General features: G+C 39.4%; 10 protein-coding genes. All 10 read right to left on the minus strand.

Annotated elements, in window-relative coordinates:
* Positions 1–6,562 (minus strand): Ig-like domain-containing protein (locus tag M1G05_RS05120; protein WP_247953257.1); only part of this gene is annotated, 6,562 nt, incomplete at its 3' end.
* Between the two features lie 598 nt (positions 6,563–7,160).
* Positions 7,161–15,974 carry a YSIRK-type signal peptide-containing protein gene (locus tag M1G05_RS05125; RefSeq protein ID WP_247953258.1) on the minus strand — a complete coding sequence of 2,938 codons (8,814 nt, stop codon included), beginning with the start codon at positions 15,972–15,974 and terminating at the stop codon, positions 7,161–7,163.
* A gap of 544 nt (positions 15,975–16,518) precedes the next feature.
* Positions 16,519–17,208 carry a 50S ribosomal protein L1 gene (gene rplA, locus M1G05_RS05130; RefSeq protein WP_001085675.1) on the minus strand — a complete coding sequence of 230 codons (690 nt, stop codon included), beginning with the start codon at positions 17,206–17,208 and terminating at the stop codon, positions 16,519–16,521.
* A 97-nt stretch (positions 17,209–17,305) separates the two neighbouring features.
* Positions 17,306–17,731, minus strand: coding sequence for a 50S ribosomal protein L11 (gene rplK, locus M1G05_RS05135; RefSeq protein WP_001085807.1), 426 nt, complete (start codon positions 17,729–17,731; stop codon positions 17,306–17,308).
* A gap of 225 nt (positions 17,732–17,956) precedes the next feature.
* On the minus strand, positions 17,957–18,673 hold the full coding sequence (gene ldcB, locus M1G05_RS05140) for an LD-carboxypeptidase LdcB/DacB (RefSeq protein WP_049500178.1): 717 nt from the start codon (positions 18,671–18,673) through the stop codon (positions 17,957–17,959).
* 2 nt (positions 18,674–18,675) lie between these two features.
* On the minus strand, positions 18,676–19,146 hold the full coding sequence (locus M1G05_RS05145) for an HIT family protein (RefSeq protein WP_247953259.1): 471 nt from the start codon (positions 19,144–19,146) through the stop codon (positions 18,676–18,678).
* A gap of 1 nt (position 19,147) precedes the next feature.
* Positions 19,148–20,185 carry a M42 family metallopeptidase gene (locus M1G05_RS05150; protein WP_084930459.1) on the minus strand — a complete coding sequence of 346 codons (1,038 nt, stop codon included), beginning with the start codon at positions 20,183–20,185 and terminating at the stop codon, positions 19,148–19,150.
* Between the two features lie 97 nt (positions 20,186–20,282).
* On the minus strand, positions 20,283–21,608 hold the full coding sequence (gene brnQ / locus M1G05_RS05155; protein ID WP_033685412.1) for a branched-chain amino acid transport system II carrier protein: 1,326 nt from the start codon (positions 21,606–21,608) through the stop codon (positions 20,283–20,285).
* A 171-nt stretch (positions 21,609–21,779) separates the two neighbouring features.
* Positions 21,780–22,067: a rhodanese-like domain-containing protein gene (locus M1G05_RS05160; RefSeq protein WP_045612121.1), complete on the minus strand. Its 288-nt coding sequence runs from the start codon at positions 22,065–22,067 to the stop codon at positions 21,780–21,782.
* A 114-nt stretch (positions 22,068–22,181) separates the two neighbouring features.
* Positions 22,182–22,760: a uracil-DNA glycosylase family protein gene (locus M1G05_RS05165; RefSeq protein ID WP_247953260.1), complete on the minus strand. Its 579-nt coding sequence runs from the start codon at positions 22,758–22,760 to the stop codon at positions 22,182–22,184.
* Positions 22,761–22,766 lie beyond the last annotated feature (6 nt).

A 22,766-nucleotide genomic window follows, 5' to 3' on the forward strand; every position in this document is an offset into this window, starting at 1 on the left:
GTTTCTTAGTCTCTACGAAGCGGTAACCTGGGATATCTTTCTTAGGTTGTTCGCCGTCTTCTGTTGGATAGTTTGGAATTTCGTTTCCGTCTTTATCCTTGTGACTTGTCTTAACTTTCTCATAAACGTGTTCGATATCGCCATTTGGAAGTTTCTTAGTCTCTACGAAGCGGTAACCTGGAATATCTTTCTTAGGTTGTTCGCCGTCTTCTGTTGGATAGTTTGGAATTTCGTTTCCGTCTTTATCCTTGTGACTTGTCTTAACTTTCTCATAAATGTGCTCTGTATCGCCGTTTGGAAGTTTCTTAGTCTCTACGAAGCGGTAACCTGGAATATCTTTCTTAGGAGTTGTACCTTCCTCAGTAGTTGTTCCTGGAATTACATTACCATCTTTATCTTTGTGAGTTGTTGTCACTTTTTCATAGATATGTTTTGTATTTCCTTTTTCGTCGATTTCAGTTTTAACTACTTTATATCCTGGGATATCTTTAGATGGTTTAGTTCCGTCTTCTGTTGGTGAAAGAGGGTTACCGTCTTTATCAACATGTGAAGTATCTGGATGTACTGTTGGAGTGTACTTAGCTGTTACTGGTGTACCGTTCTTATCTACACGTTTAACTGTTACACCTTTAGCTTTTCCTACGAAGTCAGGTTCTGGTGTGAAGGTTACTTTACCGTTTTCATCGATAGTGTATGTTCCTTCACCTGGTACTTTCTTCTCAGTTGTGCCATCGTCAAATGTTGGTTTAACAGTTTCATCGATTTCAACTGGAACTTCCTTACCGTTGATTGTAACTTTACCACCTTCAAATGTTGGTGTTCCTGATTGAGTTTGTCCTTTAGGACCTTCTGATTCAGAATCTTTTGAGGTTGGAGTTACTGGAACGACTACTGGAGTGTACTTAGCTGTGATTGGTGTTCCATTTTTGTCAACACGTTTAACTGTTACACCTGTTGCTTGACCAGTGAATGTTTTCTCTGGTGTGAAGGTTACTTTACCGTTCTCGTCGATTGTGTAAGTTCCTTCGCCTGGTACTTTCTTCTCAGTTGTGCCATCGTCAAATGTTGGTTTTACAGTTTCATCGATTTCAACAGTTTTTTCTTTACCGTTTACAGTTACTTTTCCACCTTCAAATGTTGGTGTTCCTTCTTGAATTGCACCTTGAACATTTGTAGTGATAACATCTGAACTTGTTGGTGTTGCTGGTTTTACAACTGGTGTGTACTTAGCTGTTACTGGTGTGCCGTTCTTATCTTCGCGTTGAACTGTGACACCAGTTCCCTTACCTGTGAAGTTCTTCGCTGGTGTAAAGGTAACTGTTCCGTCAGGAGCTACTGTGTATGTTCCTTCGCCTTCGATGGTTACTGAATCAACTGGATTTCCTGTTTTTGGATCAACCAATTTAGCTGGTTTATCTTCATTGATTTCAACAGTTTTCTCTTTACCATCGATTGTTACTGTTCCACCCTTGAATTCAGGTTTACCTGTTTGAGTTGAACCTTGAACATCTTCTGTTACAGCGCCTGTTCCTGTTGGTGTTACTGGTTTAACTTCTGGTGTGTAGGTTGCTTTAGCTGGAGTTCCGTTCTTATCTTGACGAACTACTTCAACACCTTTAGCTACACCTGTGAATTTTGGTTCTGGCTTGAAGGTTACTGTGCCGTCTGGAGCTACTGTGTATGTTCCTTCGCCTTCAACAGTTAATGAATCTACTTTATCTCCAGTCTTAGGATCTACCAATTTAGCTGGTACTGTATCGTCCATTTCTACAGTTTTCTCTTCACCGTTAACCATAGCTATTCCGCCTTGGAATTCTGGTTTACCAGTTTGAGTTGCACCTTGAACATCAACAGTTTTAGCAGGTTCTGCTTCTGGTTGTGCAGGAATGATCGATGGAGTATAAGTTGTTGAAACTTTAGTTCCATTTGTGTCTTCTGCTTGAACATTAGCTGGTGTTACTTTACCAGTGTATGATTTATCTGTTGGTGTGAAGGTTACTTCTCCTGTTGCTGGATCGATTGAGTAAGTACCTACTGGCGTTACTCCGTCTTCAGCATAAGCTGGAGTTGTTTGTCCTGCTGGAACTTCATTTCCTTCTTTATCTAGAAGTTTGTATGAATTCTCTTTAATTGGAGCAATGTTGTCTCCAGGAACGAATGAAGGTGTTCCTTTTTGAGTGTCACCTTGGATAGCTTCTGATTTAGCTGCTTCTGCTGTTGGTGTTACAGGAGTAATCTTCGGTGTGTAAGTTGTTTCTACAGCTGTTCCATTTTTATCTTTAGCTTGAACGCGTACTGGTTGTACATCTCCTGAATATGTTTTATCTGTTGGCTCGAATACTGCAACAGCTTTTCCATCTACAGTTTTAAGAGTATATTTACCAATTACGTTTCCTTCTGGATCTTTAGCTGGTACCTCTTTAGCTGGTTTTCCATCTTCATCTAGAAGTGTGTAAGTATCTGGATCGATTTTTACAGATTTCTCTTTACCGTCAATCGTTGTCTTACCAGCTTCAAATGAAACTGTGCTTTCTTGAGTTTTACCTTGTACATCTGTTGTTGTAGCTGGCGTAGATGTTGGAGTTACTCCTACAATTGTTGGGGTATAAGTTGTCGAAACTTTTGTTCCATTTTCGTCTTCAGCTTGAACTTTAGCTGGTTGAACTTTACCAACATAAGTCTTATCAGTTGGTGTGAAGGTTACTTTGTTAGTAGCTGGATCAATTGTGTATTCACCAACCTTTTTACCATTCTCATCTAATGCATTGACTGGCCCATTTGCTTCTGTTCCTTCTGCATTCAACAATTTAGCTGAGTTTGCTTTGATTGGAACTGATTTCTTCTCACCACCAATTGTTGTTTCACCTGGTGCAAATGACACTGTTCCTTCTTGTGTTTCACCTTGTACTCCTGCTGATTCATCTGGAGTTGCTGTTGGTGTTACACCTACGATAGATGGTGTGTAAGTTGTAGAAACTTTTGTTCCATTCTTATCTTCAGCTTGAACTTTAGCTGGTTGTACTTTACCAGTGTAAGATTTGTCTGTTGGTTTGAAGGTTACTTCTCCTGTCGCTGGGTCAACAGTGTATTCACCAACCTTTTTACCTTTTTCATCTAAAGCATCTACTGGTCCATTTGCTTCTGTTCCATCTGCATTAAGAAGTTTTACAGAGTTTTCTTTAATTGGTACTTCTGTATTTCCTTCTGTAAATGTTGGTGTTCCTTTTTGAATTTCACCTTGAACACCAGTTGAAGTAGATGGTGCTGCTGTTGGGGTTACACCTGTTACAGTTGGTGTGTACTTAGCAGTAGCAGTAGCTGTTGCAGGTTGACCATTTTTGTCTTGACCTACTGGTGCTGTTAATGATACATCAATGCCTTTAGCAGTTCCTGTAAATTGTGGTTCTGGTGTGAAGGTTACCGCTCCAGTTTCTGGATTGATTGTGTAAGTTCCTTCACCTTTTACAGTTACAGTTTTCTCATCTGTTGGTTGTCCAGTTGCTGGATCTACCAATTTAGCTGGGTATTGTGCACTTGGTGTTACTGCATCTGGTGCAGTTCCATCACCATCTTTATCTACGTCGATTGAGAATTTAGGTGTTTTCGTTTGTGGTTTACCTTGGATATCTGTTGATTCTTCAGGTGTTCCTTTGATTTCTTTTGGAGTTACTGTTGGAATGTAACGACCATCCATAGAACCTTTAGCAGCAAGTCCAGCTAATTGAACTTGTTCACTTACTAGTTCTAGTTGGTCTTTAGCATCTCCTTCGCCGCCAACGATTTGACGTCCTTCATTACCCCAACCAGTAGTGTTACCATTAACGTCTGTACGACGGATTGAGATTCCATCTGCTGTACCTACAAAGTTTGCTTCTGGGATAAATTCTACATCTACATTTGCACCGTTATCAGTAATCTTGTATTTACCTTGACCTGGTACTACATAGTATCCATCTACTAGGTCAGCATCTGTTACTAATGTTCCGTCTGGTTTAACGATTTGTGATTTAACTGTCGTATCAATAGCATTGTCTTTATCAAAATCATAGTTCTTTTGACCGTATGCGTTAAATGCTACAGTAGATGTTTGAGTTGCACCTTGAACATCAGTTGTTTCTCTCTTAGTTCCACGAGGTGGGACTGTTTGCTGAATTTGGAAGTCTTCTACCTCACCTGAGTAGGCAATACCAGTAGATTCCTTAACGTCAGCTTTATCGTATGCAATACGTAAACGAGTAGCTAATTTAGTAGCAGTTGTGTCTACGTTTTGGTAATTATTAGTCCAAGTTAGTGTAACTTTTCCATCTTGTGTTACTTCAGTAACACCTGCAGCTTCACCTTCATCGAATTTACCATTTCCATTGAAGTCGATCCAACCGTTAACATAAGCTTTAGCTTCTCCATCTAGGTGGGCATCAAAGGTCATTGAGTAAGTTCCATCATTAACTTTTTTAAGCTTGTAGTTATCGTTTGGAGCTACTTCGTCACCCATTAATTGACGAGCACCTTCATCTGCATCACCGATACCATTGATATCATCGTATACAAAAGCATTTGTTTTGTTAATTGGAGTTGTACGTACGTCAACGTCAGCTGGAACAGATCCTAGGTATGGTTGTTTTTGTCCATCAGATTTAGAAATAGAGTGAGCTACACGTCCGTATGAAGCAGGAGCATCCCCTTCATCAAGGACCATAAATCCAAGCATAGATCCTTGTTGCCCTGCAGAAAAGATGTACATACCAATGTTTTTAGCATTACGCGTCATTACCAATGGAGTAGAGAAACCTGAATCACGGTGAGTTGAGACCGGTCCAAAAACTTGTGTTCCTAATCCATCTGTATGGTATTTACCATCTTCTGCTTTCATCGCAATAACAGTATCTGATGTCACAGTCGTATTGAAAAATCCTGCTGCTTTATCTGCTTTGAATTTTTCAAAGGCTTGCTTCCCTGAACCTTCAAGAGTATATTCTACCCCATATTGTTTACGATAACCATCTTGCCCATGTCCGGCAGAAGGCAATGTTCTGTATTCATAAGTTTCTGCAGTATAAGAACGAGCAGTACTATATCTTGGTGTTGTGTTTGATAATTCAGTTACTAATTCAAATCCATCTCCATCTGTTTTGTAGATTTCAACTTCTGACGAACCAGCTTCTTCCCCTGTTAAGAATACAACGTTCGAAGGAACTTCTTTCCCGTTTAAAGTAGATTTAACAGAGAATTCCACCCCTACGTTAGCTCCATCTTTAACAGATTGGATAACTGTTTTACCTTTAGTATCCATTCCGTTTGTTTTAGCAACAGAATATCCTCCTTGCGTTACTACTTTTAATTCAGCTGGAGTTCCATCTTTGTACTCATTAATAGCATTGGCATCATATCCTGCTCCACCACGTTTTTTGTACTCATCCGTTGAGTTAAATGGTGCCAATTTAGTAACTGTTAAGGTTACAACATATCCTGGTGAGATTTCTTGTGTGAATTTAGTTCCTACTTGAAGAGTATCCCCTGCACCAAGATTTTCTACAGTTGCTTTACTGTTATTGATATCAAACCATTTAATTTGTTTAGTCAAACGCTCTGTATTTTTATCTGCGTACTTCTTCCAGTGATTGATTTGCTCATCTTCTGAAAGTGGTGGCTCTGTCACAGTCTCAGCAACATCAGCTAAGACATATGAGAACTTACCGTCACGTTTGATCCCAGCGTTTTTCAATTCATTGTAAACTGCAAGGATTGATTCGTTAAGGCGTTCCAATTGTGCATCTACTTGCTCTTTTGTGACACTTTTATCAGCAAGAAGAGCTTTAGTTTCAGTTAGAACTGCTTGGTTTTTAGCAACTGCTGCTGTAACTGCCGCTTTATTTTCTTCTTTGACGTCAGCCTTAGCAAGTTCAGTCTCAGCCAATTTGTTTGTCACTTCAGCTTCTGATGATACTTGTGTAAGAGTTGTTGTTGCTACTGAAAGAGCCTTTTCAGCTGGAGTAGCAGTTTTTTCTGCTTCAGCTTTTGCTGCTTCCTTATCAGCTGCTTCTTTCTTTTCTAAGCCAGCCGCATCAGACTCAGCCACTACTGTACTCAAAGCTACAACAGTTTCAACTTGTTTGTCTACTTCTACTTGACTAACTTCTGCTTTTGCAAGAGTTGCTTTAGCTGTTGCCAATACGTCCTTAGCTGAACTTACTACTGAAGCGTCTGCGTATTTAGCGTTAGAAAGTTTTGATTCTAAAGCAGCAACTTTAGCTTCAAGTGCAGCTTTATTTGCTACTTTAACTTCAGGTTTCACTTCTGTAGCTTTTTCAGTTTCTGGTTTTGCAGTTTCTACTGTTTCAACTGTTTCAACTTTAGCCTCAGGCTGTTCCTTATCATCTTGACTAGGAGCAACTGTTGAGATAGCTGTTTCAGTTGGTTGTACTTCCGTCGCTGATACTGCACCATTTCCAAGGAACATCAAACCAGCTGCAATAGCTACTGACGCTGCTCCAAAGCTATATTTACGAATACCGTAACGAATGTACTTTTCTGTTCTAAAATCTTGTTGTTGTTTGCCTTTCATTGAGACTAACAACCTCCTTTTGTTTTATATCATGTTTATAGATATAGTAAAAATTAAAATCCCTTCATTTCATTCACAAACAAAGGAATTTCTCCATATACTACTTTTCTTCCGAAACATGTATATTCATTCTATCACACTATCTAGCAATATTCAATTTATTTGCTTGAAAATAACATGAAAATTTCAATTTTTATCTATGTCATTCTCTAAAAAGTAGTGAAAATTGTCTGAATTATATAAAAAAATCTACATTTTTTAACTTTTTCTACTATTTTTTGACATTTCAACATATTCTTGAATTCGCTTTCTATGTATAAATGTATATTGCTTTGGATTAAAATTCATTTCTGTATATATTATTTTTTGTATATTTATTAATTAAATCCGTTTGATTTTTTTTATAAATCTTTTATCATATGTATTTTGATATTTAAAAGTATATTGAATGCCAATCTCAGCTAAATTCATTTAGAATTTCTGATTTAGCTGTTGAAAATTCGTATTTAATATTCGCAAAGAGCTAAAAAACCGATGAAATAAATCATCGGTTTTCTATTTGATGTGGATTAGATTAACTAATTACAAATTAGTTAGCTTAATCTTCTTTCTTCTTGCGAGATACAAGACCAAATCCACTCAAGACTCCGAGAAGTCCAAGTGCTGCAAGGCTAGCATTGTCTTCTGTACCAGTATTTGGCAACTCTTTTTGACCTTCAACATATTTAGGTGTTGCTGGTTGTTTTGGCTGCTCAGGTACTACTGGCATGTCTGGAGCTACTGGTTTCTCAGGGCTTGTTGGCTCTTGTGGAGAAACTGGCTGAACTGGTTGACTTGGTTCAACTGGTCTTGGAGTTGGCATCTCAACTTTCTTGAAGATATGTCTGATATTTCCATTTGGATCTGTCACAGTCTTCACATATTCGTAACCTGGAATGGTTCCTGGTTCTTTAGAACCTGGTTCCGTTGGTTTCAATGGATTTCCATTCTCATCAGTCCAAGTAGTTGTGTTTTGCTTGCCTGGCTCTGTTTGAGGAATAAGTGGTGTTGAAACTTTCTCATAAACGTGTTCTACATCGCCATTTGGAAGTTTCTTAGTCTCTACGAAGCGGTAGCCTGGGATATCCTTCTTAGGTTGTTCTCCTTCTTCCGTTGGATAATTTGGAATTTCTTTTCCTTCTTTATCTTTGAATGAAGTTTTAACTTTTTCGTAGATGTGTGTTGTATTTCCATCGTTATCTGTTACAGTTTCTACAAATCTATATCCTGGAATTTCTTTGTTAGGAGTTGTTCCATCTTCACTTGGGTATCCTGGAATTTCTTTGCCTTCTTTATCTCTGAAGATAGTTTCTGGACGAACAGTTGGTGTGTAAGATGCAGAAATTGTTTTACCATTTTTATCTTTTCTTACAACTGTTACGCTGTTTGCTGTTCCAACAAATTCTGGTTCTGGAGTGAACGTTACTTTTCCGTTCGGATCGATAGTGTAAGTTCCTTGACCTGGTACTACTTTTGTAGTTTTTCCATCTTCAAATGTTGGTGGTACATCTTTGTCGATGTCTCCTTCGAATACTGGAGTATTTGATTGAGGTTTACCTTTTGGTCCTTCAGATTCTACATCTTTCGTTGATGTTACTCCTAGAACTGTTGGCGTGTATTTCGCCGTTACTGGTGTTCCATTTTTATCAACACGTTTAACAGTTACACCTTTCGTTACACCTACGAAGTCTTTTTCCGGAGTGAATGTTACTTTTCCATCTTTATCAACAGTGTAAGTTCCTTCTCCTAGTACGACTTTTTTAGTTGAACCGTCTTCGAATGTCGCTGGTACATCGTTATCGATTTCTACTGTTTTCTTCTTACCATTCACAGTTTCTGATCCACCTTTGAAGATTGGTGTGCCTTCTTGAGGTGTGTTCTTAGGTCCAACTGATGTTACATCTTCCCCAGATGGTGATACTGGAATTACAGTTGGCGTGTATTTGGCTGTTACTGGTGTTCCATTTTTGTCAACACGTTTAACAGTTACACCTGTTGCTACACCTGTGAATTTTGGTTCTGGTACAAATGTTACAGTTCCATCAGGTTCTACAGTGTAAGTACCTTCGTTTGGTACTACTTTTGTAGTTGAACCATCTTCGAATGTTGCTGGTACAGTGTCGTCCATTGGTACAGTTTCTTCTTTACCATTTACAGTTGTTTTTCCACCTGTGAAGGTTGGTTTTCCTGTTTGAGTTTCACCTTGTAGGTCTTTAGATTTAGCTTCTTTACCTTTTGGTGTTACTCCTACTACTGTTGGTGTGTATGTTGATTCAGCTGGTGTTCCGTTTTTATCAACACGTTGAACTGTTACACCTGTTCCGCGTCCTGTGAAGTTTGGTTCTGGTGTGAATGTTACTTCTCCAGAGTTCGGATTGATTGTGTATGTTCCTTCGTTCGGTACTTTAATAGTAGTTTTATCTGTTGGTTGACCAGTTTCTGGATCTACGAATTTCGCTGGTTTAGTTTCATCGATTTCTACAGTTTTTTCTACTCCATTAACAGTTGTTTTACCTGGTGTGAAGTTTGGAGTTGCTTTTTGCGTTGCTCCTTGGATACCTACAGTAGTTTTTTCTTCACCTGTTGGTGTTACTGGTACTACAGTTGGTGTATAAGTCGCTGTTGCTGGTGTTCCATTTTTATCAACACGTTGAACTTTAATTCCTGAAGTTTTACCTTTGAATTGTGGTTCTGGGGTAAATGTTACTTCCCCACTATTCGGATCAATTGTGTATGTTCCTTCGTTCGGTACTTTTACAGTTGTTGCATCTGTTGGTTTACCTGTTGTTGGATCTACCAATTTAGCTGGTTTTGTAGTATCAATTTCGACTGTTTCTTCTTTACCGTTAACAGTAGTTTTACCACCTGTGAATGTTGGTGTTGATTTTTGTGGTGCACCTTGAACATCTTCAGTACCTTTATCGTCACCTTTTGGTGTTACTGGTTTAACGAATGGAGTGTATTTACCATTTACTGGTGTACCGTTTTTATCTTCACGTTGAACTTCAATTCCTTTAGCTTCACCAGTGAAGTTTGGTTCTGGGGTAAAGGTTACTTTACCATTTTCATCAATTTCGTAAGTTCCTTCGTTCGGTACTTTTACAGATTTTTCTTCTGTTGGTTTTCCTGTTGTTGGATCTACTAGTTTTGGTGCTTTTTCTAAGTTAATAGGTACTTTTTTGTCACCTTCTTTGAATGTTGGTGTACCTTCTTGTGACTTACCTTGGATTCCTTCTGAAGTAACTGGAGTCGCTGTTGGTGTTACCGGTGTGATGTATGGTGTGTAAGTAGTTTCTACTGTAATACCATTTGTATCTGCAGCACGAACTTTTACTGGTTGTACTTTACCGTAGTAGGTTGCATTCGGTGTTAATACTCCGACAGCTTTACCGTCTACTACTTCAAGAGTGTATTCCCCGATTACATTTCCTTCTGGATCTTTGGCAGGAACTTTCGTAGCTGGTTGTCCATTTTCATCTAATAATGTATACGTTGCTGGATCAATCGGTACAGTTTTTTGTTCTGCTACTTTTACATCTGGGTGATCGATATCAGGTACAGTCGTTTTATCTACCACACTATCGATGAATGTAACAGGTTGTTTTTGAACTTGACCTTGAACATCTTGTGATGTAGCTGGTTGTGCTTTTGGTTTAGCTCCGATAACGATTGGACGGTATTTACCAATAGCTGGTTGTCCAAGTTTATCAACACGTTGAACGATTACCCCTTTAGCTTCCCCAACGAATGTTTTCTCAGGAACGAATTTCACTGTTCCGTCTGGTTGAAGAGTATATTCCCCTTCTCCGTCAACTTTAATTGGAGTTCCAACTGCTACTGGTTGTTTGGTAGCTGGGTCAAGTACGACTGGTGCTACATTTTCATCGATTTCTACAGTTTTCTCTTCTCCACCGATTTCTACTGTTCCACCTTTGAACTTAGGTTTACCATGTTGTTCTTGACCTTGGATATCTGCAGAGATGACATCCCATCCTGTAGGTGTTACTGGATGAACGACTGCTGTGTATTCTCCACGAGCTGGTGTTCCGTTTTTGTCTTTACGGATAACTGTTAGAGTCGTACCTTTACCTGAGAATGTTTTCTCTGGTACGAATGTTACTGTGCCATCTGGAGCTACTGTGTAAGTACCTTCGTTTGGTACTACTTTTGTAGTTGAACCGTCTTCAAATGTTGCAGGTACAGTGTCGTCCATTGGTACAGTTTCTTCTTTACCATTAACAGTTGTTTTACCACCTTCAAAGGCTGGTTTACCGCTTTGAGTTGCACCTTGAATATCTTCTGTGAATGCCACTTTACCGATTGGAGTCACTGGTTTAACAGTTGGTGTATAAGTCGCGGTTGCTGGTGTTCCATTCGCATCTTTTACTTCTACTGTTGCTGGTACTGGTGTACCTACGAAGTCTTTATTCGGTGTGAAGGTTACTTTTCCTGTTGTTGGATCAATTGTGTATGTACCAACTTGTTTTCCTGTTGCATCTTTAGCTGGAATTGTTGGTTCATCTGTTGGTTTACCTGTTGTTGGATCTACTAATTTAGCAGGTTGTGTCTCATCAATTTTAATTGGAGCCACTGGGTTACCTTGTGTAAATGTTGGAGTTCCATCTTGAGGTGAACCTTGGATTCCTTCAGAAGTTGTCGGTGTTCCTGTTGGTGTTACAGGTGTAATGTTCGGTGTATAAGTAGTTGTTACAGGTGTTCCGTTTTTATCTTTCGCTTGAACTGTTACTGGTTCTACTTTACCTACATATGTTTTATCAGATGGTGTAAACACTGCAACTGCTTTTCCATCTACATTCTTAACAGTGTAAGTACCTACTACTTTTCCTGTAGCGTCTTTAGCTGGTACTTCTGTAGCTGGGTTACCATTTTCATCTAATAATGTGTATGTTGTTGGATCGATTGGTACTTTTTTCTCAACACCATCGATTGTTGTTTTCGAATCGTTGAATGTTACAGGTTGCTCTTGAGTTGCACCTTGTACATCTGTTGATGTTGCTGCTTCTGCAGTTGGAGTTGCTGGTTCAACTACTGGAGTGTATTTTCCTGTTGCTGTTACTTCTACAGTAGCTCCTTCTTTATCAGTTGCATTAGCTGTTACTTTTACATCTACACCTTGGGCTGTTCCTGTGAACGTTGGAAGTGGAGTAAATGTTACTACTCCTGTTGATGGATCGATTGTATAAGTTCCTTCATTTGGCACAACAACTTTTCCTTCATTGTCAGCACCTTCTAATGAGTACTTAGCTTTAGTTAAATCAACATTTGTACCATCTGGTGTATTTTCTGGAGTGTTTAGTTTAGAGAATCTTTCGATTCCTGGTTTAGAAGTTTGGACTGCTCCTTGTACATCTTTAGTCTTATCAGCATTACCTTTAACACCATAAACTGTTGGTGTGTATGTAGTTGATGCTTCTACTGTTACAGGGTTACCATCTTCTCCTGGGATAGTTACATTAGCTGCTACTGTTAATGGTTTAGCAGTCCCTACATATCCTTGAGTTGGCGTGAATGTTACTTTTCCTGTTGTTGGATCTACGGTATAAGTTCCTTCATCTGTCGTTACAGAAGATTTTTTCTCTCCTGTTGTTGGATCTACTAGTTTGTAGTCAGATACAGTAGAATTTTCAGGAAGACCAGTTTTGAATCCTTTTTCCATGGTGTCGCTTTGAGGCGTATCTTGGGCACCACCTGAAATTTCTGGTTTCGGTACAACGATGTAGTAAGTTGTTTCTGCTACTGCATCCTCAGTTACTTCACCTGAATCTGTTCCACCTACAGTTGGAGTCGTTACAACACCGTTTGAGTCTACTGCTCTTACTGTAACTTTATAGCTTCCATATTGACCTAATGTATATGCTGCGATTTCTGGGTTTGCTAGATTTGCTGCAGCAGCTGTTTTCAATGCTTCACGCGCTGTTTCTACCGCTTTTTCAGCTTCTAAAGCCGCCGTACGTGTTGACTCTACTTCTGTATTTTTTGCTGCAAGATTTGCTTGAGCTGTTGCTAATTGCGCTTCTATAGATGCTTTAAACTCTTTGACATGCGCAAGTTTTCTTTCTGCTAATTCTTGAGCTGTTGGAGAAATTGTACGTAATTTCAAGTTATCTAATGCTGCTTGAGCATCTTCTACCGTTCTTGTTGAACGATCTAATAGTTCTTGAAGACGTGCTAATTCGTTTTGTGATTCTTGTTGTTCTTTTACAGCCGTTGCTGCCGCTTGAGTTTTAGCTGCCGCTGTACGTTGTGCTTGAATATAAGCTGTTTCTTCAGCTTTCGCCGCATCAAATACTTTTTGGCTTCCATCTGGAGCTGTTACCGTTACTTTTGTTTTAATAGTATCAGAATCTGTTGCTGATGTTTTATCATCGATTGTATCTGTGAAATCAACGTTAGCTTTTTCTGATTTTAGTAAATCTACTGAAGCATCTTTTGCTTCTGAATAACTTGTTGAAGTCCCCGTTGGTTTAGCATTTTGAATTGATGCTACGTCTGTTGAGCTTGCTTCACGGTATGCTACATACCCTTTAAATCCTGATGCTGTTTCAATTTCCCAACCAGCATTTGATTGTTTAGCTGTTACTTTTGTACCGTCAGAAGATGTCCATTGGTTTGTTACTGAGTCATAGCTTACTGTAACTACCATTCCTTGTTCTGAAGATGTGTTATCTTTTTTAACTAGAGTCTCTGTACGTGTAACATTACCTACTGCAGTTACCTCACCATTTTTACGGATTTCAGCAATCTTGTCCACTAATGTTGACGCTGAAGATGTTGCATTCCATGTACGTTCAAATTCATAAACAACGAACTTAACATCACCATTTGCTTGAGCATCTGTATAAACACGACGTTCAATAAGAGTTGATGTGCCATTACCATTGTCTTTTAATTCATAAGCTTTTTCAGTAGGTAACGAATATTTACCTGTTGCACGGTTAAATTCTGCTTTAAGTGTAGTACCTGCTGCATCAGTTACCATCGCAAATTCACGTTGGATGTTTGCTTTAACCTTATCAGTTGTGGCTTTTGCTGCGATGCTATCTACACCTACGTATTGTGTAGCATCAGATGTTACCGGAATATTGAATTTTGAAGGTGCTGTTGTAGAAGCTGCTCCTAGTACATCTCCTTCATTTACAGCAGTATTTGTTGTTCCAGCTGCTACTGTCCAGTTTCCATCCTTAACTGCTAATTTAGTTACAGTACCATCAGGCATTGTAATTTCTGCTGTGTTAGCTCCATTTGAAACAGTTACTGGTACTTTTGTAGCATATGCTTCTACGTTAGATACTGTAATTTTTGGTGCTACAGCAATAGTAATGTTTTCATGAGCTTCTTGACCATACATATTCCAATCCATATTTCTCGCATTGGTTTTATTGTTATAGTCTTTTGCATAAACAGCCGCTGTGAAAATACCAGCTTCACTTGCTGTTCCAGTGATATCTCCAGTTTTTGGATCGTAATTTAATCCTGGTACAACATCATTTATCGAAGTTTTGGTTCCTGTATAATTACCGTTTAAGGCAGTATGCGCTGTGACTGTTTGTGGTCCGTTCTCGGTATTTACTTTAGATCCATCAACTGCAGTAAAGGTTGCTCCGCTCGTGCCTCCAGGAGCAGTTTTTGAACCAGCAACAACTTTTTCTCCATTACTTCTGTATACATAACCAGTTCTTTCATCACGACTCATTCCATCGTTATCAACATATTTGATATTATGATCAACTTGATCGCCTATTGTTACTAATTTTGATTTTCCTTGAATAACTGGTGCAGATGAATCTTGCCATCCTACCCATCCAGCTGTTAAGTCTCTGAAAGTAACTTGCTGAGTAGCTCCATCTTTCTCTACAGTTAGGACATAACGCATGTCATATACACCATTTTGAAGATTAGATGCTACATATCCTTCTACAGTATCTGTAGTTGCATTATAAGCTAATCCTGGCGGTAAGTTACTCGCTTCAATTTTTGAAATTGTGTATCCTGCAGCAGTTGCCTCTGGTGATAAACTAAAACGTTTTTTTACATCTTTAAGATATACATAGTGATTTCCTTGTTCATAAGTATAACCATAGATTTCTGTAGCTAGATACTCATAAGCACCTCCTGCACCCCATGGTGATTTCCCATTAGCTTTTCCTGTAGCACGAATTTTACCTTTCCATAATTCTGCTTCACGTCCAAGTTTCTGAGCTTCTGTTTTTGATAAAGGAATATCAGTACGACCACTTATCCCTGCTTGTCCACTATTAGCCGCAGGTACATCAGTGTTCTCAGATTGATATCCATGAACATAAACTTTATAGTTATTGTTATTGTCTAATACTTTGTAAGATTTACCTGTAGATCCAAGAAATTCACCATTTTCTTTTCTTAGTTCTGTAGAAGCAGCTGTGTATCCTTCGTTAGCTGAAAGAGCTACAGCGAATTTTCCATCACGGCCAATACCATTACGTTTCAATTCATCATAGACTGCCTGAATTGACTCGTTCAAACGGTTCAACTGAGCATCCACTTGTTCTTTTGTCAAGCTCTTATCTGCCAACAATTTGTTCGTTTCTGCTAGGACAGCTTGGTTTTTAGCAACTGCAGCTTCGATAGCAGCTTTACCCTCAGACGCAAGGTCCTTTTTGTCCATTTCTGAATAAGCTAATTGACTGGTAACTTCTGCTTCAGATGCAACTTGGCTCAAAACCTTAGTATCTACCGCTGGAGTTTCTTGTTTTTGATTAGCTGCTTCTTCTTTCTTGGCAGTTTCAGCAGCGTTTGATTCTACAAGAACTGTCACTAAAGCCTTGAGAGCTTCTGTTTGGCTATCTACTTCTGCTTGTTCAGCTGTTGGGTTGGCAAAAACTGATTTTGCAGTCGCTAAAACTTCCTTTGCTGCAGAGATAGCACTTGCATCTGCATTTTTAGCTGCAGCGATACGGTTTTCTAAGCTTGAAATCGCTTCATGGAGCGCCGTTTTATTAGCAGCAACCTTTTCAGCAGCTTTTTCAGCAGTTGCTTTAGGAGCCTCTACTGTTTTTTCTTCTGCTGCTTGCTTAACTTCAGCTTCTTTTTGAACTGGAGTATCTACCTTTTTAGACTCCTCTTCCTTTACTTCTTTTTCAGCTACTGAAGTTGCTGGTTTGGCTGAAGTTCCATCATTTTCTGGATTAGATGCCACTACTGATGAATCTGGAGTAGTCCCATTAACCGCTGCTTCATTGGCAGATACTGCTCCATTTCCAAGGAACATCAAACCAGCCGCAATCGCTACAGATGCTGCTCCAAAACTATATTTACGAATCCCATAACGGATGTACTTTTCTACTCTAAAATCTTGTTGTTGCTTGCCTTTCATTGAAACCAACAACCTCCTTTTATTTTCATCATGTTAGTTAAAAATCCCAAAAAAAATCCATCAGCAATTTTTTTACATAGTTGAGAGGAAATTTTATATAATTCACCACTAACATGTATATAAATAATACCACACTTATACTTAACAATCAATTTATTTGTCTCAAATTTTTAAACAATCCATATTTTGGCATCTAAAATTTAACTTTATATTTTTCCTGAATTATCAGCATTTTATAAGGGTCATAATTTTTAAAATTGTCGCTTTTGTTCCTATTTTCTGAATATTTTCTACCCTCTTTTTATATTTAAATCTTCGTTAGTTTTTATCAGTATTTTTGTATATTTATTTAAAGCTAACCTTGTAAAACGATTGCTTTATCTCATTTTTATATATTTTCCTTTTATCATTTAACTTTAGAAAGACGATTGCAAAACTTTCTACCAACTTTTGAGGTTTTCCAAGATAGTTGAATAATGAAGTATAGTGAAATAAAACAAAAAAACGAGCACTTTCGTACTCGTTCTTTGATATAAACTACTGATTAAAGTGAGTTTACGTCAACCTTGATACCAACACCTTGAGTAGTTGTGATAGTCAAGTTTGTTACGTAAGTTCCTTTAGCTGTAGCTGGTTTTGCTTTTTGGATTGTTTCGTTGAAAGCTTTGAAGTTTTCAACCAATTTTTCAGCTTCAAATGATACTTTACCGATGATTGCTTGAACGTTACCTGCACGGTCAGCACGGTAAGTGATTTTACCACCTTTAGACTCTTCAACTGCTTTTGCAACATCCATTGTTACAGTACCAGTTTTAGGGTTTGGCATCAAGTTACGTGGTCCAAGGACACGTCCAAGACGTCCAACAAGAGCCATCATGTCAGGTGTTGCGATAACTACGTCGAAGTCCAACCAACCGTCGTTGATTTTAGCAACAAGGTCATCTTCACCAACAAAGTCTGCACCAGCAGCTTTTGCTTCTTCAGCTTTTGCACCGCGTGCGAAAACAAGAACGCGTGAAGTTTTACCAGTACCGTTTGGCAATACCATTGCTCCACGGATTTGTTGGTCAGCTTTTTTAACGTCGATGTTCAAGTTGTAAGCAACTTCTACAGTTGCGTCAAATTTTGCAAAGTTAGTTTCTTTTGCAAGTGCTACAGCTTCTTCTACGCTGTATGCTTTTGTGCTGTCGATTTTCTCAAGAGCAGCACGAAGTTGTTTGCTTTTTTTAGCCATTTTCTATTCTCCTTGTAAGTGGTTCAATCGATTTTCATCTCCCACGTCACTTCTCGAAATGATGAAGTCTTGCGGGTTATATTGGGGGTGTTATTGATTAGTCAACAACAGTGAATCCCATAGAACGAGCAGTACCTTCGATCATACGCATTGCAGACTCTACGTTTGCTGCGTTCAAATCTGGCATCTTAGTTTCTGCAATTTCTTGTACTTGTGCACGAGTAACTGTAGCAACTTTAGTTTTGTTAGGTGTACCTGATCCTTTTTCAACACCTGCAGCTTTTTTCAAAAGAACAGCAGCTGGTGGTGTTTTAGTGATGAAAGTAAATGATTTATCTTCGTAAACTGAGATAACAACTGGAATGATCATACCAGCTTGGTCAGCTGTACGAGCGTTGAACTCTTTTGTGAATCCCATGATGTTGATACCAGCTTGACCAAGAGCAGGTCCAACCGGTGGAGCTGGTGTAGCTTTACCAGCAGGGATTTGCAATTTTACAAGTTTTTCGACTTTTTTAGCCATTTTTAAATCCTCCTTTGTGGTTTTGGCGGTAATTAAAGATTTTTACCTCCCACAAGTATGCTTTACACATACTCATCTATTATACACTATTTATCTAGAATTGCAAGAGAAAAGTTTTTTTATACTCAATGAAAATCAAAGAGCAAACTAGGAAGCTAGCCGCAGGCTGTACTTGAGTACGGTAAGGCGACGCTGACGTGGTTTGAATTTGATTTTCGAAGAGTATTAATCGACGTAATCTCCGCCTTCAAATCCGTAGTATTCTTCCAAACTAAGACCACTCTCAGCAATTTCTTTTGCTTCTTTTCCGACATAACGAAGGTGCCATTCTTCAGCCATATAGCCTGTTTCCTTTTCCTTGCCTTTGAGATAACGGACAACAAAACCATAATCAGCCGCATGATCCAAGAGCCATTGGGCCGCTTTTTCTTCTGTCACCAAATCACCATTTGTCCCAATCACATCAAAGGCCAAGCCTGTCTGATGTTCACTATAGCCAGGTCGAGCAGAATAACGGTCAGCTGCTGCCTTCCCATCTTGGTTGACATAATCTTGATAGAGCTTGGTCTGAGTTTCATAACTTCTAAAACCACTGTAATGATCACTAATCGGGAATCCTGCCTCTTGCATAGCTTTGATGAGTTTGACCAACTCAGCCTTAGCTGTTGGATTTTCCCCTGGATTGTAGTCTTTTGACAATGGGTAGTGTTTATTGGCTACGATGATTTCATCGTATTTCCCTTGGATGCTGTAGTAGTCTCCTTTATTAACCACTTCTGCTTTTTTCTGAGCAGCTCCTTGAGACTTACTTCCGACTGTTCCATCAGCTTTAGCTGTTTGTTCTGTCTTAGCTGCGCCATCTTCATTTTTTGTTTTTTCTTGTGAACAAGCCGCTAGACTCAAGGCTAGCAAGGCTGTCAAGATAAGGTATCTTTTTTTCATTTCTACTCCTTTATTTCTAATAGGTTATCTACTTCTGACGATAAACATTCGACTAATCTTTTAATCTCATCCGTTTTTACTTGGTATGTTTCCGCTGTCATTTCTTCAAAAGGAACCCACCAGACTGGACCACGTCCATTGAGACCGTGACCATTCATGTCACCTCTTCGTCTAGGAAACAGATGCCAATGAAGATGGGCATCGCCATTTCCTAGCAGTTCGATATTCATTTTCTCAGCAGCAAAGGCCTTGGCAACTGCCTCTTGGACCACACTCATTTCTTCTAGAAAACGGAGTCTTGTCTCCTTTTTCAAATGGTGCAATTCGGTGACATGTTCCTTGGCTAGAAAGAGACTATAGCCTGCAAAATACTGGTGGTCTCCAATCACAAGATAGCCTGTTTCCAACTCTTTGACAAAATAGGGATTTTCTCCCTTCTTGATGAGCTCAATTCTCTGGCAAATCAAACACATATTAGTCTACCAATGCGCTCTTAAGATAAGCATCAACCATACGTTCCGTTGCGACCACCGAGTCAATATGAGTACGCTCATAAGAATGACTAGACTCGATACCAGCACCGAGAAGGGCGTGTTTGACTTCTGCCCCTGCAGACATAGCTGCTGAAGCGTCCGAACCATAAAATGGATAGATATCCAGTTTAAATGGAATATCTTGTTCTTTCGCCAAAGCAACCAAATGTTGACGGAAGTCATAGTGATAAGGTCCAGAAGCATCCTTGACACAGATAGATACTGTGTACTCATCTGTTTGCTGGTCATCTCCCATAGCTCCCATATCCACAGCCAGATATTCTACTACCTGAGCAGGAATATTAGAATTAGCCCCATGTCCCACTTCTTCAAAGACTGAAAAAGCAAAATGAGTTGTTACGGGTAATTCAATCTTCTCTTCCTTATAAACACGAAGCAGGTTAAGCAAAATCGCTGCGCTGACCTTGTCATCCAAATGACGAGACTTGATAAAACCTGTCTCTGTCACGACGGTTCGTGGATCAAAGCTAATAAAATCACCGACCTCAATCCCCAAGGCACGAGTTTCTTTTTCATTGGTCACTTTTGCGTCCAAACGCACTTCCATATTGTCCTGAGTGCGTTCTGCAGTTCCTGCATCCTTATAGACATGGCAAGAAGTTTGGTGGATGAGGATGGTTCCTGATACTTTTTCACCTGTGCTAGCCACATGAACGGTACAGTTTTCTCCTTCAATCATGTTCCAAGGAAAGCCACCGATACGATCCAGTTTGAGACGGCCGTCTGGTTTGACAGCACGGACAATGGCACCCAGCGTATCTACATGGGCAGTCACATAGCGATGCTCTTCATCATTTTGACCTTTGATGGTCACATTGACACCGCCCTTAGCTGTGCGAACCGGCTGGTAACCAAAACCTTCTAAAGTCTTGACTAAATAGTCCGAAATCTCCCGAGTGAAGCCCGTTGGCGACGCAATGGCTGTCAGTTCTTTGATATATTCTACTGTTTGATTCATTTCTTCACCTCTTTTGCTACCTATTATAACACATTTATCATCGGATAAAAAAAGAAAATCACTCCTGTAGCCTTGACTACAAAAGTGATTTTAATGATTATTCCATTTCAAAAACATCGCTTTCTTGCTTGTTTGGTAGAACCAATGAGAGCAAGATTCCGACAACGGCTGGTACTAACCATGGGAGTGATGCCTTGGCAAAAGGAAGAGCGTTGACAAGATTTGCAAGAAACTCAACTTTAAATGAGCTTCCTAGTACGCTTGCAATGGCAATGGCTGTAACCACAGCAATTGTCAACTGCATACCTGGTTTTGAAAGAGCTACAAATTTGTTGACAATGACAATCATAACGATAGCAATCGTGATTGGGTACAAGATAACCAGTACAGGGATTGAGTACTTGATAATCGCATCAAGACCCAAATTGGCAATGGCAAATCCAATCAAGGTAAAGGCTGTAGCATAAACCTTGTAGCTGATTTGTGGGAAGCGCTCATTAAAGAATTCAGCTGTTGACACAATCAAACCAACTGTTGTTGTGAAGCAGGTTACGGTAACCATAGCTGCAAGGAAGAGTTGAGCTGTTGAGCCAAAGATTTCTTGAGTGGCTTGTGACAAGATGTAAACACCTGGTGTTCCACCCTTCATCGCTTCAGCTGGTACTGGGAAATGATTTCCAAGGAAACCTAAACCGATATAAAGAGCACTGAAGGCAAGGGCAACAACGATACCAACCACCCAAATAGTTGAAATGTATTCTTTCTTACTTGAGAAACCAAGTTGTTTCAAGGTTTGAACTGCAATCACACTAAAGGCAACTGAGGCAAGGGCGTCCAAAGTATTATAACCTTCTAAGAATCCTGTACCAAAAGCAGAAGCTTGATAAGCAGCTGAAGCAGCTTGAGGACTTGTTCCACCGTATTTGAAAGCTCCTAGAACAACCAAGATAACAATCAAAATCGCAAAGACTGGTGTTAAAATACGGCCGATACGGTCCAAGATTTTTGATGGATTAAGCGAGATTAAATACGCCGCTGCAAAATAAAGAACTGTAAAGACAATCAAACCAAGACCTTTATTTGCATCCGACAAAAGAGGGCTAATCCCTACTTCGTAAGCTGTTGTAGCTGTACGCGGGATAGCAAAGAATGGACCGATTGACAAATAAAGAACTGAGAGGTAAAGAGTCGCAAACCAAGGCGCTATCTTTGTTGAAATCTCGTAGATATATCCTTTAGGATTTAGCGTTCCAATAATAAGAGTCAAGACGGCGATACCGACGCCTGAAAAGACAAAACCTGCGATGGCAGGAAGAAAATGTTCTCCAGATAGAGCACCTAGAGAAGGCGGAAAAATCAAGTTCCCCGCACCAAAAAATATTCCAAACAGGAGTAAACCTGTTAGGGCACCTTTTTTAGCCATGAAAATCTCCTTCATATTTATAAAATACTGACCTAGTATATCATGAATAGGAGTATGAAAAAAGCTTCACGAAGTAAATATTGAATGTTTTCAAGATTCTTAAAAATAAGAATTATCTAAAAATAAAATTCTCCTACCGAGATTACACCAAGTAGGAGAAAATTGTAATGTTTAAAGTTCTTCAAAGGCCATCATGCCACCTTGGACATTGATAACCTCATAACCTTGTTCTGATAAGAATTGGCAAGCACGCGCCGATCTCATTCCAGATTTACAAATGACATAATGCAACTGGTTCTTGTCCAACTGATCATAGATATCGGCCAATTGACTCAGAGGAAGATTCTGAGCACCTTCTAAATGAAGAGCTTCAAACTCATCCACTTCTCTCACGTCCACTAAAGAAAGTTGCTCATTTTGGTAAAGCTGGTAAAATGCGTCAAAGGTTATTTCTTTCATTCTTTTTCTCCTAATACTCTTCGAAAATCAAATTCAAACCACGTCAGCGTCGCCTTACCGTACTCAAGTACAGCCTGCGGCTAGCTTCCTAGTTTGCTCTTTGATTTTCATTGACTATAAAATAGTTTTAATTCTTTTTTTCAAATCTGGCACCACTTCTGACTCAAACCAAGGATTTTTAGCCATCCAGATTTGATTTCGCGGTGAGGGATGAACTAGTGGAAAATAGGTTGGCAAGTAGTTCTGGTAGTGTTTTACCCGTTCTGTCACCTTGCCACTGACTTTCTCCTGTAAATAGTAGGCCTGGGCATATTGCCCAATCAAGAGGGTCAATTGAATATCTGGTAATTCTTGCAAGAGCTGTGGATGCCATTTTTCTGCAAAGCCAGTTCTCGGTGGCAGATCACCTGACTTGCCATGCCCTGGAAAGTAGAAATCCATAGGCAAAACAGCAAAATATCCTGAATTGTAAAAGGTATCTTCATCCACACCTAGCCAGTCCCGCAAACGATCACCACTTTTGTCCTTCCAGTAAAGGCCTGCTTCTTGAGTTTTAAGACCAGGCGCTTGACCGATGATATTGATGCGAGCAGTCTTTGGCGCTGCAAAGAGAGGCTCAATGCCGCGCTCTGTATAGGTAGCATTCTGCGGATCTGCCATAATAGCCTGCTTGATTCTTTCAATTTGAGACATCTACTT

The organism is Streptococcus mitis (assembly GCF_023109515.1).
In the GTDB taxonomy this organism is placed as follows: Bacteria; Bacillota; Bacilli; order Lactobacillales; family Streptococcaceae; genus Streptococcus; species Streptococcus mitis_CS.